12 protein-coding genes are annotated in these 17,294 nt (G+C 73.9%); 6 read left to right on the forward strand and 6 right to left on the reverse strand.

The annotated features are described in order from the left end of the window. The first annotated feature begins 363 nt into the window (after positions 1-363). From mmsA to KUM38_RS03170, 5 genes are all read left to right on the forward strand, one after another. Complete coding sequence (mmsA, locus tag KUM38_RS03150) at positions 364-1,866, forward strand: CoA-acylating methylmalonate-semialdehyde dehydrogenase (protein WP_217127706.1); 1,503 nt, start codon at positions 364-366, stop codon at positions 1,864-1,866. Positions 1,867-2,168: 302 nt separating this feature from the next. After that, positions 2,169-3,569 (forward strand): APC family permease, encoded by a 1,401-nt coding sequence (locus tag KUM38_RS03155; RefSeq protein WP_217127707.1) that lies wholly within the window; start codon positions 2,169-2,171, stop codon positions 3,567-3,569. A 117-nt stretch (positions 3,570-3,686) separates the two neighbouring features. Further along, positions 3,687-6,341, forward strand: coding sequence for an alpha/beta fold hydrolase (locus KUM38_RS03160; RefSeq protein WP_217127708.1), 2,655 nt, complete (start codon positions 3,687-3,689; stop codon positions 6,339-6,341). After that, on the forward strand, positions 6,338-7,252 hold the full coding sequence (locus tag KUM38_RS03165; protein ID WP_217127709.1) for an ABC transporter permease: 915 nt from the start codon (positions 6,338-6,340) through the stop codon (positions 7,250-7,252). The genes KUM38_RS03160 and KUM38_RS03165 overlap by 4 nt, the downstream gene beginning before the upstream one ends. A gap of 153 nt (positions 7,253-7,405) precedes the next feature. Continuing rightward, positions 7,406-8,398 (forward strand): chaplin family protein, encoded by a 993-nt coding sequence (locus KUM38_RS03170; RefSeq protein ID WP_217127710.1) that lies wholly within the window; start codon positions 7,406-7,408, stop codon positions 8,396-8,398. Between the two features lie 232 nt (positions 8,399-8,630). Here KUM38_RS03170 and KUM38_RS03175 read toward each other — a convergent pair whose 3' ends face one another. Further along, on the reverse strand, positions 8,631-9,896 hold the full coding sequence (locus KUM38_RS03175; protein ID WP_217127884.1) for an NAD(P)-binding domain-containing protein: 1,266 nt from the start codon (positions 9,894-9,896) through the stop codon (positions 8,631-8,633). A 2-nt stretch (positions 9,897-9,898) separates the two neighbouring features. Beyond that, positions 9,899-11,149 carry an ATP-grasp domain-containing protein gene (locus KUM38_RS03180; RefSeq protein ID WP_217127711.1) on the reverse strand — a complete coding sequence of 417 codons (1,251 nt, stop codon included), beginning with the start codon at positions 11,147-11,149 and terminating at the stop codon, positions 9,899-9,901. A gap of 170 nt (positions 11,150-11,319) precedes the next feature. Here KUM38_RS03180 and KUM38_RS03185 point away from each other — a divergent pair, with 170 nt between their 5' ends. After that, positions 11,320-12,735, forward strand: coding sequence for a glycoside hydrolase family 26 protein (locus KUM38_RS03185; RefSeq protein ID WP_217127712.1), 1,416 nt, complete (start codon positions 11,320-11,322; stop codon positions 12,733-12,735). 16 nt (positions 12,736-12,751) lie between these two features. On the opposite strand, the gene KUM38_RS03190 is transcribed toward KUM38_RS03185, so the two are convergent. Genes KUM38_RS03190 through murJ form a run of 4 tightly spaced genes read right to left on the reverse strand, consistent with a single transcriptional unit; the run spans position 12,752 to position 17,033 of the window. Further along, positions 12,752-13,402 (reverse strand): lipopolysaccharide biosynthesis protein, encoded by a 651-nt coding sequence (locus KUM38_RS03190; RefSeq protein ID WP_217127713.1) that lies wholly within the window; start codon positions 13,400-13,402, stop codon positions 12,752-12,754. Between the two features lie 34 nt (positions 13,403-13,436). After that, entirely contained in the window at positions 13,437-14,573 is a 1,137-nt protein-coding gene (locus KUM38_RS03195; protein WP_217127714.1) for a glycosyltransferase, read from the reverse strand. Continuing rightward, positions 14,573-15,337: a polysaccharide deacetylase family protein gene (locus KUM38_RS03200; protein ID WP_217127715.1), complete on the reverse strand. Its 765-nt coding sequence runs from the start codon at positions 15,335-15,337 to the stop codon at positions 14,573-14,575. The genes KUM38_RS03195 and KUM38_RS03200 overlap by 1 nt, the downstream gene beginning before the upstream one ends. Beyond that, positions 15,321-17,033, reverse strand: a complete 1,713-nt coding sequence (gene murJ / locus KUM38_RS03205; RefSeq protein WP_217127716.1) for a lipid II flippase MurJ — start codon at positions 17,031-17,033, stop codon at positions 15,321-15,323. Before murJ ends, KUM38_RS03200 begins: the two co-directional genes overlap by 17 nt. Positions 17,034-17,294 lie beyond the last annotated feature (261 nt).

Here is a 17,294-nt window from a genome sequence, read left to right on the forward strand (position 1 = left end):
TCGACGCGGCGCTCGCCGCGGGAGCCGTCACATGACCGACCCGTACGTCCCCCGGGGCGCCACCACCGGCACCCCGGCACCGATCGCCTCCGGCGCGGAAGGCCGCATCGCTTTGGCAGGAGCGAAGAGCGAGCGACGACTCCCCGCCCGCCGCGGCCCCGCGCCGGAGGTCCCGCCGAAGTGTCATGTGTCCACTCGGGGACCCGAACGGCCGACACTGTGTCGGGCCCGCCCGAGGCCCCGCGGCTGGTGGGATGTATCCGTGGCCAAAGCCGCGGCGCGTCCGCCCGCGGCCGGGCCGCACGAGCTGTACGAACGGCACGTCTCCACCCGTCGCCGCCATCTGTGAAGGAGTTCTCGGTCATGACGAAGATCGTCAACCACTGGATCGGCGGCAAGACCGCCGAAGGCGCCTCGGGTACCTACGGCCCGGTGACGGACCCGGCGACCGGCGAGGTCACCACGAAGGTCGCGTTCGCGTCCGTCGAGGAGGTCGACGCCGCGGTCGCCGCCGCCAAGGAGGCGTACCTGAGCTGGGGCCAGTCCTCCCTGGCCACCCGCACCACCATCCTCTTCAGGTTCCGCGCGCTGCTCGACGCCCACCGCGACGAGATCGCCGGGCTGATCACCGCCGAGCACGGCAAGGTGCACTCCGACGCGCTCGGCGAGGTGGCGCGCGGCCTGGAGATCGTCGACCTGGCCTGCGGGATCAGCGTGCAGCTGAAGGGCGAGCTGTCCACGCAGGTCGCCAGCCGCGTCGACGTGTCGTCCATCCGCCAGCCGCTGGGCGTCGTCGCCGGCATCACGCCGTTCAACTTCCCGGCGATGGTGCCGATGTGGATGTTCCCCCTCGCCATCGCCTGCGGCAACACCTTCGTCCTGAAGCCGTCCGAGAAGGACCCGTCCGCCTCGATCCGCCTCGCCGAACTCCTCTCGGAGGCCGGACTCCCCGACGGCGTGTTCAACGTCGTCCACGGCGACAAGGTGGCGGTCGACCGCCTCCTCGCCCACCCCGACGTCAAGGCGGTCTCCTTCGTCGGCTCCACCCCGATCGCCCGCTACATCCACACCACCGCCTCGGCGAACGGCAAGCGCGTCCAGGCCCTCGGCGGCGCCAAGAACCACATGCTGGTCCTCCCCGACGCCGACCTCGACGCGGCGGCCGACGCGGCCGTCTCCGCGGCCTACGGCTCGGCGGGCGAGCGCTGCATGGCGATCTCCGCGGTCGTCGCCGTCGGCGCGATCGGCGACACGCTGGTGGAGAAGATCCGCGAGCGCGCCGAGAAGATCAAGATCGGCCCCGGCAACGACCCCACCTCCGAGATGGGCCCGCTGATCACCAAGGTCCACCGCGACAAGGTGGCGTCGTACGTCACCAACGCGGCGAGCGAGGGCGCCGAGGTCGTCCTGGACGGCACCGGCTACACCGTCGACGGCCACGAGAACGGCCACTGGATCGGCATCTCCCTCCTCGACAAGGTGCCGACGTCAGCCGCGGCCTACCAGGACGAGATCTTCGGCCCCGTCCTGTGCGTCCTGCGCACGGAGACCTACGAAGAGGCCCTGGACCTCATCAACTCCTCCCCGTTCGGCAACGGCACCGCGATCTTCACCCGCGACGGCGGCGCCGCCCGCCGCTTCCAGCTGGAGGTCGAGGCCGGCATGGTCGGCGTGAACGTCCCGATCCCGGTCCCCGTCGGCTACCACTCCTTCGGCGGCTGGAAGGACTCCCTCTTCGGCGACCACCACATCTACGGCAACGACGGCACGCACTTCTACACCCGCGGCAAGGTCGTCACCACCCGCTGGCCCGACCCGGCGGACGCCCCCACCGGCGTCGACCTGGGCTTCCCGCGCAACCACTGAGCGTCACCGAACACCCCCAGAGGCCGTCCGTCATGCGGGCGGCCTCATTTTTTTGCGGGTTCCCCCTGCGGTTACCGCAGGAAGGCAAAGCCGCTTCATCAGTGCCCTGTTGTGTTCAGGTGGTCATTGACGAGGCCAGAAGGCAACGAATTCCGTAGGTGAAGGCCCATTGACGTCACGGTTTCCGTCGGATTCCATTCTGCGAAACCGGGAGCGGACACACGACGTACGACCTGATCCGCCGGAGGCGATAGCGCTCCCGGCCCTCACTTCTTGTCGCACGAGTCGATCGGAACCGCCGCATGACCGACACGCTCCGCCCCGCCGAGACCGCCGTCGCCCCGGCGGCCCCGGACAGCCCCCAGAAGCTCAAGCGCTCCATCGGGGTCGTCGGCGGCACACTCCTCACCCTCTCGTGCGTGACACCGGCCTCGACGCTGTTCGTGGTCGTCCCCGACCTGCTCGGCTCCCTGGGCACCGCCACCGCCCTCACCATCGCCATCGGCTCGCTGCTCTGCGTCGCCGTGGCGTTCTGCTATTCGGAACTGGGCACCCTCGTCCCCAGCGCGGGCGGCGAATACGCGATGGTCTCCACGCTCGCCGGACGGCTGGCGGGCTGGCTGGTCTTCGTACTGTCCCTGCTGGTGGTGATGATCGTCCCGCCGGTGATCGCGATGGGCACGGCCGACTACCTCGAACCGATCGTGCGCCTAGACCCGTCCCTGGCGGGCGCCGCCGTCATGCTGCTCGCCACCCTCGCCGGCCTGCTGGACCTGCGCGCCAACGCCTGGATCACCGGCGTCTTCCTGGTCCTGGAGGTCGTCGCGGCGGCCGTGGTGGCGGTGCTGGGCTTCGCCCACAGCGAGCGCGGCCTCGGCAGCCTCGCCTCCATGGAGGTCGCCGGCGCCGACGGCCGCCCGGACGCCGTGACCGCCCTGCTGGTCGTCTCCGGCCTCGCCATCGCCCTGTTCATCACCCAGGGCTTCGCCTCGGCCGTCTACCTCTCCGAGGAACTGGAGAACCCGCGCCGCAACGTCGCCCGCACGGTGCTGGCCACCCTCGGCATCTCCGCCGTCATCATCCTGGTGCCGGTCGTCGCCATCACCCTCGGCGCCTCCGACCTCGCCGAGCTGACCGGCGGCGACATCTCCGCCATGGTCACCGCCTGGTCCAACTCCGCCGTCGGCACCTTCGTCAGCCTCTGCGTGGCGCTCGCGATCGTCAACGCCGGCATCGTCATGGTCATCCAGAACTCGCGCGTCCTGTTCGCCTCCGCCCGCGACAGGGCCTGGCCCGAGCCGGTGAACGCCGTCTTCTCCCGGCTCGGCCGCTTCGGCTCCCCCTGGGTCGCCACCCTCGCGGTCGGCATCCCCGGCGCGGCCCTGTGCTTCGTGAACCTGGACACCCTGTACGGGGTCACGGGCGTCTCCGTCACTGGCATGTACCTGCTCGTCGCCGTCGCCGCCCTGCTCTCCCGCCGCGGCGTCCACCGCCACGCCCGCGCCTGGCGCATGCCGCTGTGGCCCGCCGTACCGGCCCTCCTGATCGTGGTCCTGGGCTACGTCCTCACCCGGCAGGAGCCGGGCCACCTCCTGTGGACCGGCGGCATCATGGCGGTGGCCACCTCCTACTGGGTCCTCTACCTCCGCCCGCGCGCCACCACCCGCTGGCTGGTGACCCTGCCGGAGGACGCCCGGTCCTGAACCGCCGGTGTACCGCGGACGCGGTAGGCGGGGGGGTCGCCGTACGCCCCCGGGAGGTCCCCGGGTTCGGTCTCCAGTCGACATCTGCCCGACAGGTTCGCCCCGTACCGTTGACGCATGGATCTTCGACTGCCCGGATCGCGGTGGCTGCGGTCACGGCGGCCGCGACGGGTCACCGCCGCCGCGGCCGCCGTCGTCGTGCTCGCCGGTGCCGGTACGTGGACCGCCGTCGCCTCCGACGACGCGCCCGCGGTCCGCCGCGCCGACCGGGTCATGAGCACGGGCGACGGGGTGCGCATCGACACCTCGTACTTCACCGCGGGACCCGACGGCCGCCGCCCCGCCGTCCTGCTCGGGCACGGCTTCGGCGGCAGCAAGGACGACGTGCGGGAGCAGGCCGAGGACCTCGCGCGCGACGGGTACGCGGTCCTCACCTGGTCCGCGCGCGGCTTCGGCGGGTCGACCGGGAGGATCGGGCTGAACGACCCGGAGGGCGAGGTCGCCGACGTCTCCCGGCTGATCGACTGGCTGGCGGACCGGCCCGAGGTCGAGCTCGACGAGGACGGCGACCCGCGGGTCGGGATGGCGGGCGGTTCGTACGGGGGCGCCATCGCGCTGCTCGGTGCCGGGTACGACGACCGGGTCGACGCCATCGCCCCGGCGATCACCTACTTCGACCTCGCCGACGCGCTCTTCCCGAACGGTGTCTTCAAGAAGCTGTGGGCCGGCGTCTTCGTCAACTCCGGCGGCGGCTGCGAGAAGTTCGAGCCCGCGCTGTGCGCGATGTACGAGCGGGTCGCCGAGTCCGGCGTCCCGGACGCCGAGGCGCGCGAGCTGCTCGAGGAGCGGTCGCCGTCCGCGGTCGCCGACCGCATCGACGTGCCCACGCTGCTCGTGCAGGGCCAGACCGACTCCCTCTTCCCGCTCGGTCAGGCCGACGCCGCCGCCAAGGCGATCCGCGCCAACGGCGCCCCGGTCGACGTCGACTGGATCGCGGGCGGCCACGACGGCGGCAGCCTGGAGACGGACCGCGTGCAGCAGCGCGTGAGCACCTGGTTCGACCGGTACCTGAAGGACGACAAGGGCGCCGACACCGGCCCCGCCTTCCGCGTCACCCGCACCGGAGGCGTGGACTCCACCGACGGCCGGGCCGTGCTGAACGGCGCGAGCGCCGACACCTACCCGGGTCTGACCAACGGCGGCCGCTCCTTCCCCCTCACCGGACGCGAGCAGAGCTTCGCCAACCCGGCCGGAGCCAACCCGCCCGCGATCTCCTCCCTGCCCGGCCTCGGCGGCTCCGGCGGCCTGGCCCAGCTGTCCTCGCTCGGCGTCGGCATCTCCCTGGACTTCCCGGGCCAGTACGCCCGCTTCGAGTCCGCCCCGGTCCGCGACGACCTGCGGATCACCGGATCGCCGACCGTCACCGTGCACGTCGGGTCGACCGGCGAGGACGCCGTCCTCTTCGGCAAGGTGTACGACGTCGGCCCGGACGGACGGCAGCAGGTGCTGCCCTCGCAGCTGGTCACGCCGGTCCGCGTCGAGGGCGCCAAGGCCGGCAAGGACGTGACGCTCACCCTCCCGGCCGTCGACCACGAGGTCCAGGAGGGCCACCGGCTGCGCCTCGTCCTCGCCTCCACCGACCTCGGCTACGCCTCCCCGGCCGCCCCGGCGACGTACACCGTCTCCCTGAAGAGCGACCTCACGGTGCCCACCGCCCCCGGCGTGACCACCGCCGCGGCCCCGCTGCCCGCATGGGTGGTGTGGCTGCCGCTCGCCGGCGCCCTGATCGCGCTCGCCCTGCTGCTCACCGGCCGCCGCCGCACCACCGCCCCGGCGCCCGACCCGGAACTGGCCGACGTCCCGCTCCAGATCACCGGCCTGAGCAAGCGGTACTCCCGCTCCTCGGACCGGTACGCCGTACGGGACCTGTCCTTCCGGGTCGAGAAGGGGCAGGTGCTCGGCCTGCTCGGCCCGAACGGCGCCGGAAAGACCACCACCCTGCGCATGCTGATGGGGCTCATCAAGCCCGACGGCGGCGAGATCCGCGTCTTCGGCCACGCCATCCGCCCCGGCGCCCCGGTGCTCTCCCGGGTCGGCGCCTTCGTCGAGGGCGCGGGCTTCCTGCCGCACCTGTCAGGCCGGGAGAACCTGGAACTGTACTGGCAGGCCACAGGACGCCCGCCCGAGGACGCCCACCTGGAGGAGGCCCTGGAGATCGCCGGGCTCGGCGACGCGCTCGCCCGCGCGGTGCGCACCTACTCCCAGGGCATGCGCCAGCGCCTCGCCATCGCCCAGGCCATGCTCGGCCTGCCGGACCTGCTCATCCTCGACGAACCGACCAACGGACTCGACCCGCCGCAGATCCGCGAGATGCGCGAGGTGATGATCCGGTACGCGGCCGCCGGGCGCACGGTGATCGTCTCCAGCCATCTGCTGTCGGAGGTCGAGCAGTCCTGCACCCACCTCGTGGTGATGGACCGCGGGCAGCTCGTCCAGGCCGGTCCGGTGCACGAGATCGTCGGCTCCGGCGACACCCTGCTCGTCGGCACCGTCGCGCCCGTGGACGAGCCGGTCGCCGAGAAGATCGCCGCGCTGCCGGGCGTCGCCTCCGCCGTCCGCACCGACGAGGGGCTGCTGGTCCGGCTCGACGCCGACGGCACCGCCCCGCGCCTGGTCGCCGAACTGGTCCGGCTGGAGGTGCCCGTGGCGTCGGTGGGCCCGCACCGCCGCCTCGAAGACGCCTTCCTCACCCTGATCGGAGGTTCCGCATGAGCACGCTCACCGAGCGAGCCGGGCCGACCGAGCCCACCGAGCCCACCGAGCGCGCCGAGCCCGTCGAGGTCGCCGCCGGCTACCGCGCGGGCCGCACCCTGCCGCTGCGGGTGGAGCTGGTCCGCCAGCTCAAGCGCCGCCGCACCCTCGTGATGGGCGCGATCCTCGCCGTCCTGCCGTTCGTGCTGGTGGTCGCCTTCGCGATCGGCGGCACGCCGGACGGCGGCCCGGACGGCAACCGCGTCAACCTGATGGACACGGCCACCGCCTCCGGCGCCAACTTCGCCGCCGTGAACCTGTTCGTGTCCGCGGGCTTCCTGCTGGTCATCCCGGTCGCCCTGTTCTGCGGGGACACGGTCGCCTCGGAGGCCGGCTGGTCCTCCCTGCGCTATCTGCTCGCCGCGCCGGTGCCCCGGATGCGGCTGCTGTGGTCCAAGCTGATCGTCGGACTGGGGATGAGCCTGGCCGCGATGGTGCTGCTGCCGGTGGTGGCGCTCGCCGTCGGCACGGCCGCCTACGGCTGGGGTCCGCTGGAGATCCCCACCGGCGGCGCGCTCGACCCGGGTACGGCGGCGCAGCGGCTTGTGGTGGTAGTGGCGTACATCTTCGTGTCGCAGCTGGTCACCGCCGGGCTCGCGTTCTGGCTGTCGACCCGCACCGACGCCCCGCTGGGCGCGGTCGGCGGCGCGGTCGGCCTGACCATCGTCGGCAATGTCCTGGACGCCGTCACCGCCCTCGGCGACTGGCGTCACTTCCTGCCCGCGCACTGGCAGTTCGCCTGGGCGGACGCCGTCCAGCCGACCCCGGAGTGGTCCGGGATGATCCAGGGCGCGTCGGTGTCCGTGACGTACGCGCTGGTGCTGTTCGCGCTGGCGTTCCGCGGTTTCGTCCGCAAGGACGTGGTGTCCTGACCCCCCGGACCGCGCGCCCGTCGGCGCGGTCCAACCGGGTGAACCTGCGCAACCGATTCGGCCGAGTCGGGTTGATGAGGGAGTAGGCCATGCGGCAGCGGAGGGCCAGAACGCGTGGCCGCTCCCACCTCTTCAAGCAGGAAGACAACCACATTGCGACAGACCCTGAGCAGGGGAGTGTTCGTGGCGGCCGCCGCCGCCACGGGCATTCTGTCCCTGTACGGAACCCCCGCCCTCGCCGACTCGTACGCGGTGGGCGCTGCCGAGGACTCTCCCGGTGTGCTGTCCGGGAACAACGTGCAGGCACCGGTCCACGGGCCGGTGAACAAGTGCGGCAACTCCGTCAACGTGGTCGGAGCCTTCAACGAGGCGTCCGACAACACCTGCGTCAACGGCTCCAGCACGTCCGGGGACGGCAAGCACGGTGACTCCGACGGTGGCGCGTACGCGGTGGGCGGCACCAAGGGCTCGGCCGGTGTGCTGTCCGGGAACAACGTGCAGGCACCGGTCCAGGGGCCGGTGAACGCGTGCGGCAACTCCGTCGACGTGGTCGGAGCCGGCAACTGGACGTCCGACAACACCTGCGTCAACGGTTCCCACGGTCACGCGGAGGAGTCCACCGACGGCGAGAACGGGGAGAGCGCGTACGGCGACTCCTCGTACGGCGACTCCGGTGGCGCGTACGCGGTGGGCGGTGCCGAGTGGTCGCCCGGCGTGCTGTCCGGGAACAACGTGCAGACGTCGGTCGACGCGCCGGTGAACGTGTGCGGCAACTCCGTCGACGTCTACGGCCTGTTCAACGGCGCCTACGGGAACACCTGCGCCAACGACGGCGGTTACGGCAAGGAGGAGGAGCCCGGCAAGGAGGAGGAGCCCGGCAAGGAGGACGAGCCCGGCAAGGAGGACGAGCCCGGCAAGGAGGACGAGCCCGGCAAGGAGGTGACGCCTCCGCCCACCAAGGTGAAGACGCCTCCCACGCGCGAGGCCGAGAAGCCCCCGGCCGAGGAGGAGCAGGCGCCCGGCAACCCGCCGCACCTGGCGATGACCGGCACCGACGGCATGATCGCCGCCTCGGCGGCCGGTGCCGTCCTGATCACCGGCGGCGCGATGCTCTACCGCCGGAGCCGCCTGGCCTCCCGAAGCTAGCCCGGTCTTCGGCGTCCGGCGTCGAACGGTGCCTCGGGACGGAGGAGCCGGCCACCCCACGGCCCGCCGCACGGGTCGAGGACCGGGCCGGGGGCGTCGGCTGCCGGGCCGCCCCCCACCGGCAGCCGCACCCGTACGACAACGCGTCCCCCGGACCGGGATCGGTCCGGGGGACGCCGCCGTCAGCACCGGTCGGTGCGGGGTGGTGCGGGTCGGTGCGGGTCGGTGCCGGTCAGCCGCGCACCGGCGACGGCGACCCGCTGCGACTGCCGGTCCCCGGGACGGAGACCGCGCCGCGCACCGGGGCCGACCTCAGCCGCCGGCGCACTCCCTGGACCAGGGTCGACGCCGTGAACGTCGCGCCGTACACGAAGCGCATCGCCGGGCCGAAGCCGGACGCGGTCACCAGGCCCGCCAGGAACAGCCCGGGGTGCGACGACTCGAAGCTGCGGCCGAGCACCGGGGAACCGTCGGGCAGCGCCGCCAGCGTCCCGCGCAGTTCGGCGGAGAGCAGGGAGAGCCGGTCGCGGTGCGCCTTGAACCCCGTGGCGGCGATGACGTGCTCGGTCTCCAGGGAACGCCGGGAGCCGTCACGGCCGGCCAGGTCCAGGCGCAGCCCGCCCGGCACCGCGGCGGCCGCGGTGACCTCCTGGCCCGGCAGCAGGTCCACCGCCCGCTCCACCCGGTCCCGCACCCACCACGCGCCCGCGGGGCCCAGCGCCGTGGCCGCGATCCGCGACCGGGACGCCTGCGGCAGCCGCCGGAACAGAGCGGGACGCTCGGCGTAGAACCAGTTCCGCCAGCCGGGCCCGAGACCGCTGTGCGGTGAGCGGACCGACCGCCACCACGGACGCTCCCAGGGCGGCGGCACGTCGTTCCACCGCAGCCGCTCCGCCCGCGCCAGCACCCGTACCCGCGTGCCCTGTTCCGCGAGGAGCGCCGCCGTCTCCAGGGCCGCCTGGCCGCCGCCGATCACCGTGACGTCCTTGCCCTGGAAGTGGCCCAGGTCGCTGTGGTGGCTGCTGTGCGTCACCAGCGTCGGGTGCAGCCCGCGCAGGGCCGGCGGCACCTCGATGAACGGCATCACCCCGACCGCCAGCGCCACCGTCCGCGCGTGCAGCGCCTGCCCGTCCTCGGTGACCGCCGTGAAACCGCCGGGACCGGACGACACCCGGGTGATCGTCCGCTCGTCCACCTCCGGCACGGCGTTCCGGGCGAACCACAGGCCGTACGACGCGAACGCCTCCACCGGGATCGGGTGCGCGTGACGTGCCGTCAGCCCTTGCTCGGCGCAGTACGCGTCCAGCCCCCAGCGCCCGCCCGGATCGGACAGGTTGGACGCCCACGGCTCCGACTTCAGGAACATGCCGTCGGGCATGTGGTCCCGCCAGGACGCCATGGGCCGGCCGAACACGCGCAGGTTCAGCCCGGCGGCCGCGGCGTGGGACGCGATCGACAGACCGTACGGACCGGCGCCCACCACCAGGAGGTCGTACATCATCAGCTGCTCGCTTTCTCGTTGTCGGTCAGGGAGGACGTGGCCGCCCGGGGGGCCGGGCGGGGCGCCGGGGAAGCCGCCGGGACCAGCCGCTGCCGCAGCCGGCCGGACACATGGCGGGCCCACAGGGCCCACATCGCCCATCCGGGGGCGCGGTCGTCCCTGGCGTACCAGGCCAGTTCGCGTCCGCCGGGCGCCGTGCGCAGCGCGGCGAACGGCGCGTAGTTCTCCACCACGAACGACCGCCCGGCCACCGGATCCCCGGTCGGCAGCGGCCGTCCGGTCAGATCCAGGTGCAGGGCGCGTACGACGTCCAGTCCCGCGCTGTCCGCGAAGAGCCGGAACTGGGCGCCGGGGCGCGGGTTGAAGTCGAGGAGGTGGTAGCGGCCGGTGGTGCCGCAGCGGCGGAAGTCGAGGTCGAAGACGCCGCGGTAGCCGAGTTCGCCGGTGAGCCGTTCGGCGAGTTCCCGGACCTCGGGGTTGGGTGTCCAGTGGCCTACCGCGGTCAGCCCCGCGCCGCGCGGCCAGGACAGCTGCTTGCGGCCCGGACCTCCGGCGCGCACGGCGCCCGCGCGGTCGGCGTAGCCGTGGAAGAACCAGTCCCGGTCCGCGCCCGGCGGCAGGTACTCCTGGAGCAGCAGCGGGCTGCCCGCCTCCGCGGTGCGCGCGTACAGTTCCCCGGCCTGCCGTGCGGAGTGCACCAGCTGGGTGCTGCGCAGTCCGCCGCCGGCCGGCAGCAGCCAGGGCCGGCTCCACTTCGCGACCAGCGGCAGTCCGAGCCGGTGGGCGTCGGCGGTGGCCCGCCGCGGGCTGTCCGGGACGAGCGTGAGCGGATGCGGAACGTCCGCGGCGGCGCACACGGCGGCCAGTTCCGCCTTGTCGGCGACGCGTTCGGGCAGCGTGGCCGGCATCTCGGGCAGCAGGTAGGAGGGCGCGAGGTCGTCCCGCAGCCGGCCCGCGGCGATCGCGGTCGCGTCGTCCAGCGGGATCAGCACGGCCGGGCGTCCCACCCGGTCGGCCACCCGGCGCAGCACGGCGAGGACCTGCTGCGCGGACGCGCCCGGTGGGGGCGGGACATGCATGCTGCGGACATAACGCGAGTGACGGACGGGACTTCCCGTGGGATCGGCGACGACATGCACCTCCGCTCCCGCCCTGCCGAGCGACCGCACGGCCCCCAGCGTTCCGTGGTGAAAGGGATTCCGGTCGGTCCGCAGCAGTACGGCGGGGACACGGGTGTCGAGCAGCGACACGAATACTCACTTTCTTCTGGTACCGGCTCACCCGCACGGGCGAGCCCGGCACTCGAAAGCCGCAGTGACATTGGCACCGTCGTATTTCTTGTGCCTGAATCCATATGACTGTCCGTCAAAAACAGGGACGTCGGGCAGAAAGCGGATGTGAGTGAGAAGAGGAGCAGCCAATGGCCCCACAGCACAGGCGGGTCCGGGCCCGCGGGATGGCCGTGGGCGCGGCGGCGGTCGTCGTGTCCGCCGCCCTGGCGGCCGGACCCGCGGCGGGGTCGGTGCGAACCGACGACCCCCGTCCGACGGTGCCGGCCCCGGACGGGCCCGTGGCCACTCCCACGGCCCCCGCTGCCCCGCAGGTCCCCGCAGTCCCGCAGGCCTCCGCGGGCCCACAGGCCCCTGCGGATCCGCAGGCCCCCGCCGCCCCGCAGGCCCCCGCGATCCCGGACGTCGGCCTTCCGCCGGTCCCCGCCGTCCCGGACGTCGGCTTCCCGCCGGTCCCCGCCGTCCCGGACATCGGCCTCCCGCCGGTTCCCGGCCCGGTCCTGCCGGTGCCGCTCCCGCGCGTTCCGGCCTTCGGCGCCTTCCTCGCCTCCGACGCGCGCGGCGTGGCCCGCATGAGGCAGCTCAGCCGCTGGCTGGGCGGTGCCGAGCTGCGCGTCGGCCACACCTACCTGCCCGGCAACCACTGGAGCGACATCGAGGGGGACATCGGCTTCCTCAAGTCGTGGGCGCGCTGGCGCAACGCCGACGACGACCGGATGCTCGTCCTCAACGTCCCCATGCAGGAGCGCAACGAGGAGGGAGTCCCCGACGACGAGGTCCGGCAGTTGCTGCGGCGGGGCGCGGCCGGGGAGTTCGACCACCACTTCCGTGCCCTCGCCGAGCGGCTGGTCGAGCTGAAGGTGCCGGACACGGTGCTGGTGCTCGGCTGGGAGATGAACGGCGTCACCTACACCCACCGCTGCGGTCCCGACCCGGAATCCTGGAAGAAGTACTGGAACCGGATCGTGAGAACCATGCGCGCGGTGCCGGGCCAGGAATTCCGCTTCGACTTCGCACCGAGCCGCGGCCGGGACGCCGTTCCCTGGACAGAGTGCTACCCCGGGGACGACACGGTCGACATCGTCGGCATGGATTCCTACGACCAGCCCGCCGGGCATTCCTTCGACGAACAGGTGAAGGAACCGTACGGACTCCAGGCGCACGTGGATTTCGCGAAGGCCCACGGAAAACCCCTCTCCTATCCCGAATGGGGGCTTTTCCGCAACGGCGACAATCCCGAGTACATGCGGCGCATGCTCGCGTGGATCGACCGGCACAAGCCGCTCTACAACACGCTGACCGACTACTGCCCGCACGGCGTGTGGCAGTGCGACGACAACCCGGACTCGTCCCGCGTCTACAGATCCGTGCTCTACGGACGCACGCACGAGGGGGAGCCGGACACCCCGGCACCCACTCCCGTACCGACCGTGCCCGGCACACCGCTGCCGGAGAACTGCTCGCCGCTGGACCTGGGCCGGTGGGTGGAGTACTGGCTCGGCGGGAAACTCTGCCTCCGCTTCGACTGGTGGTCGCGCACCCGCTAGCGCCACCCCGGCCGCGTCACCGCTGCACATCGGCGGCGGTGGCCGGGCCGGGCACCGAGGCGGCGGGGGCGGAGCCGTCGCCCCGGCCGGACCGCCCCGGCCGGGCGAGCAGCACCAGGCCGCCCAGCAGGCCGCCCGCGCTCGCCCCCACCAGCGCGGTCACCCCCGGCGGCGCGGACGAGGGCTTGCCCGGCTTCACCGCGCGCGAGAACTGCACGAGCCGGACCTGGGTGCTGCCCTTGGTGTTCTCGGCGTGCCGGGTCAGCGCGCGCGCGACCGCGTTGGCCATGTCGACGGCCAGTTCGGGCTGCTCGGAGGTGGCCGTGACGGCGACCATCGGCGCGTCCGGCGACGTCGCCGTGCGCACGCTGTCCCGCAGCGTCCGCACCGGCACCCCGGCCCACACCTGCGCGTCGCCGAGCACCGCGACCTGGGTGGCGACCCGGCCGTACGCCTGCGCGAAGCCGCTGGCCGCGTCCGGGGCGGCCTTGTCGGTCGGTACGGCGACGACGTAACTGGTGGCCGTGTACGCCTGGGGCGTGAGCAGGCCGTACGCGCCGCCGAGCAGACCGCCGAGGAGCGTGCCCGCCACCAGCGCGGACCAGGCGGGCAGCTTTCTGACACGGTCCAGGGACGGACGGAGCCGACGGGTCGGGGTGTCGGTCATGACGGGCTTGCTCCCTCGAAGGTGCGGTGGGGGCTCACGGTGCGGCGGACGGCGACGAGCCGGTGACGGCCGCCGTGTACACGTCCATGAGGCGGGCTGTGCTGCGGGTGATGCTGTAGTGGTGCGCGGCCCGGCCGGCCGTGCGCGGTCCGGGGCCCGCCGTACGGACCTCGGCGATCGCGCGGGCGTACGCCCCGGGGCCGCCGCGCACCCGCCGGGCGTCGGCGCAGGCCTCGGGGGGCAGGTCCTCGATCGCCGGGCAGGAGGCGTAGAGCACGGGCAGGCCGGACGCCAGCGCCTCCACGGCGGCCAGACCGAAGGCCTCCTCCGCGGACGGGGAGGCGAACAGGTCCATCGCCGCCGTCAGCGAGGGCAGGTCGGGGCCGGGGGTGCCGTCGGGGACGACGGGACGCTCGCCGGTGAACAGGACCCGCCCCGCCACCCCGGCCTCGTGCGCGGTGCGGCGCAGCACGTGTTCCTCGGGGCCGCCGCCCACCAGCAGCAGCCAGTGGTCCTCCGGCAGCAGGGTGAGCGCGCGGACGAGGACGTCGAACCGCTTGCCCCGGGTGAGCCGGCCGACGCCGCCGACGACGAACGCGCCCTCCGGCAGGCCCAGGCGCCGGCGGGTGTGCTCCCGCCGCTCCGGGTCGAAGCGGAAACGGTCCAGGTCGATGCCGTTGGGGACGACCTCGATGCGGGGGGCGGGCACGCCCCAGCGCTTCAGCCGGTCGGCCACCGTCGGGGAGACGGCGACCGTCGCCGACCCGAGCCGTTCGCTCGCCAGGTACAGCGCGCGTACCCCGGCCGTCAGCCTGCGGCCCTCCATCTGGGTGTCGCCCAGGGAGTGTTCGGTCGCCACGACCGCGCGCACCCCGGCGACCCGGGCGGCGATCCTGCCGTAGACACAGGCCCGGTACAGATGCGTGTGCACCAGGTCGTAGCCGCCGGCGCGGATCACCCGGACCAGACGGGGGAGCGCGGCCAGGTCGCGGTTGCCGCCCATGCCCAGGTGCACGACGCGCACGCCGTCGGCGCCGAGCCCGTCGGCGACCGCGCCGGGGTTGGTGAGCGTCACCACGTCGCAGTCGACCGGCAGATGACGCAGCAGCAGCCGCAACTGCTGTTCGGCACCGCCGACACCGAGCCCGGTGATGATGTGCAGCGCCCTCATCACACGCCCTCCACCGGGCGCCGGCGCAGCCGGTGCAGCCGGAGCTTGAGGTGCAGGCGCAACGCCGTGTCGTTCTGCCCGACGTGCGCGCGCGGCAGGGCGTGCGGGCCGGTCAGCGGGCCGGGGTCGATGGCGCAGGCGTAGGTGTAGCCCGCTTTCCGTACGGCCTCGACGGCGCGCGCGTCGACCGTGCCGTACGGGTAGCAGAACCCGTCGACCGGGGCGCCGGTCAATTCGGTGAGCCGGGCGCGGCTCTCGGCGACCTCGGCGGTGAGCGTGGCGTCGTCCGCGCGGGTCAGGTCGACGTGGGTGAGGCCGTGCGAGCCGATCTCCACGCCCCCGTCGGCGGCGCGCCGGATGCCGTCCGCGGTCAGCAGCGGCTTGCGCGGGCCGAGCGGGTCCCAGGCGTTGTCGCCGCCGAGCCGGCCCGGCAGGACGAAGAGGGTGGCGCCGCAGCGGAAGCGGCGCAGCAGCGGCAGGGCGCCGGTGAGGAAGTCGGTGTAGCCGTCGTCGAAGGTGAGGCCGACCAGGCCCCGGCCCTCGCCCCGGGCGCGCGCGGCGAGCAGCTCGGCGACGGACACGCCGCGCAGCCCCCGCCGGCACAGCCAGGCCAGCTGCCGCCCGAGCCGCTCGGGGGTGACGGTGATGCGGTACGGATCGTCCGAGCAGTCACCCACCGAGTGGTACATCGCCACCCAGGGGACGGGGCCTGGACGGGGCGCGGAGGGTCTGCCGGGGGCGACGGAATCAACGGGAGCGGCCATGTGTGAGCCTTCGTGTGACGGTGCGTACGGAGCGCAGTGCGGATGCGACGGATGCGGAGTGCCGGGCGACCGGCGCGGACAGGGCGAGCGGCACGAAGACGGCGGCCACGGCCGGACAGCCGGCCGCGAGGGCGGCCACCGGGGACTCGAAGCGGCTCGCGGCGAACGCCCCGGCGGCGACGGCGAGGACCGAGGCGAGCACGGGCCGGCTCAGTCGGCCCAGGACCTCGCGGACGCCGACCGTGACGCCGGCCGTGTCGCCGGGGCGGGGTGCGCGCAGGCCGGTCAGCAGCAGTACGGCCGTGGCGGTGATGCCGAAGGCGTTGGCGGCGGCGATCCCCGCCACCCCCCAGCGGCCCACGGCCAAGGCGCCGATCAGGGACGTGACGGCGATGCCGGCCGCCATCACGCCGAGGGGGTACCAGCTGGGGCGGCCCGCCGAGAAGTAGCAGCGGACGAGGGCGCCCACGAGGGTCTGGCCGAGCAGACCGAGGGCGTACACGCGCATGACGTTCGCCGTGGCGGTGGTGTCGGCGGCGGTGAACGCGCCGCGCTGGAAGAGCAGTTCGATCATCTGCGGGGCGCAGGCGATCACCGCGCACATGCCGGCCAGCACCACACAGGACGCCAGCACCAGGTCCCGTTCCACCCGGGCGCGGGCCCGGCGGGTGTCGCCTTCGGCGAGCGCCCGCGCCACCACGGGGAAGGTGACGGTGCACACCATCAGCGACAGCGTCATCGGGATCTGGGCGACCTTCTGCGCGTAGTTGAGGTGCGAGATGGACCCGGCGGGCAGGGAGGACGCCAGGAACCGTTCGACGAGGACCTGCGACTGGCGGCACAGCGCGAACAGCAACACGGCGGCGATCAGGGCGAGGCGCACCGGCCGCTCCCCGTCCGCCGGTTCGGTCGCGGCGGACGCGGGCGTGGGCGCGGGCGACGCCAGCCGGCGCCACAGGGACGGCAGTTGCACCGCCACCATCAGACAGCCGCCCACCGCGACCCCGGCGGCCGCCGCGCGCACCCCCCACGCGCCGCCGAGCAGGAACATCGTCGCCACGATGCCGGTGTTGTACGCGACGTAGATCGCCGCCGGCGCGAAGAAACGGCGGTGCGCCCGCAGGGCGGCGCTGCAGTACCCGGCGAGCCCGAAGGCCAGCAGGCTGAGCGCGGTGAGCCGGGTGCAGTCGACGGCGAGGCGGGGATCGGACAGACCGGGCGCCAGGACGCGGACCAGGTACGGGGCCCCGGCGGCGACCAGCGCCGTCACCGCGGCGAAGGCGAGGCACAGCCGGGGCAGGGTGGCCCTGACCAGATCGCGCACCGGGTCGCCGGGCACGCCCCGGGCCCGGCGCGCCAGCGCCACGCTGAACGCCGGGATCAGCGCGATCGCCAGCCCGTCCTCGATCAGCAGCGTCGCGGCGATCTCCGGCACGGTCCACGCGACCAGGAAGGCGTCCGTGTCGCTCCCGGCCCCGAACAGCCGCGCCAGCGACTGGTCCCGCACCAGCCCGAGCACCGACCCGGCGATGGACAGCACCGCCGTCCCCAGCGCGGCCCGGGCGAGGAACCTCCGGGACACCGCGCCCGACTCACCACCGTCACCACCCGGCCCGACGGCACGCGCCGCGGGCGGTGCGCCCGGACCGCCACCCGCCGCGCCCTCGGGCCCGTCGGACTCGGATCCGCCGGACACGGGATCACCGGCCGTCGTGCGTGCGCCGGCCGTCGTGCGGGTGCCGGCCGGGGGCCCGGCGGGTCCGGGTTCCGCGGGCCGGGGCCCGTCCGTCGTGGGGGCGTCTGCCGCGGGCCGACCGGAGGCGGGGTCGCCGGTTTCGAGCTCGCCGGTCCGGGGTCCACCCGCTTCGGGGCCACCGGTCTTGAGCTCGCCGGTCCGGGGTCCACCCGCTTCGGGACCGCCGGTCTTGAGCCCGCCGGGCTCGGATCCGGCGGGCTC

Source organism: Streptomyces sp. AC558_RSS880 (assembly GCF_019049255.1).
Taxonomy (GTDB): Bacteria; Actinomycetota; Actinomycetes; order Streptomycetales; family Streptomycetaceae; genus Streptomyces.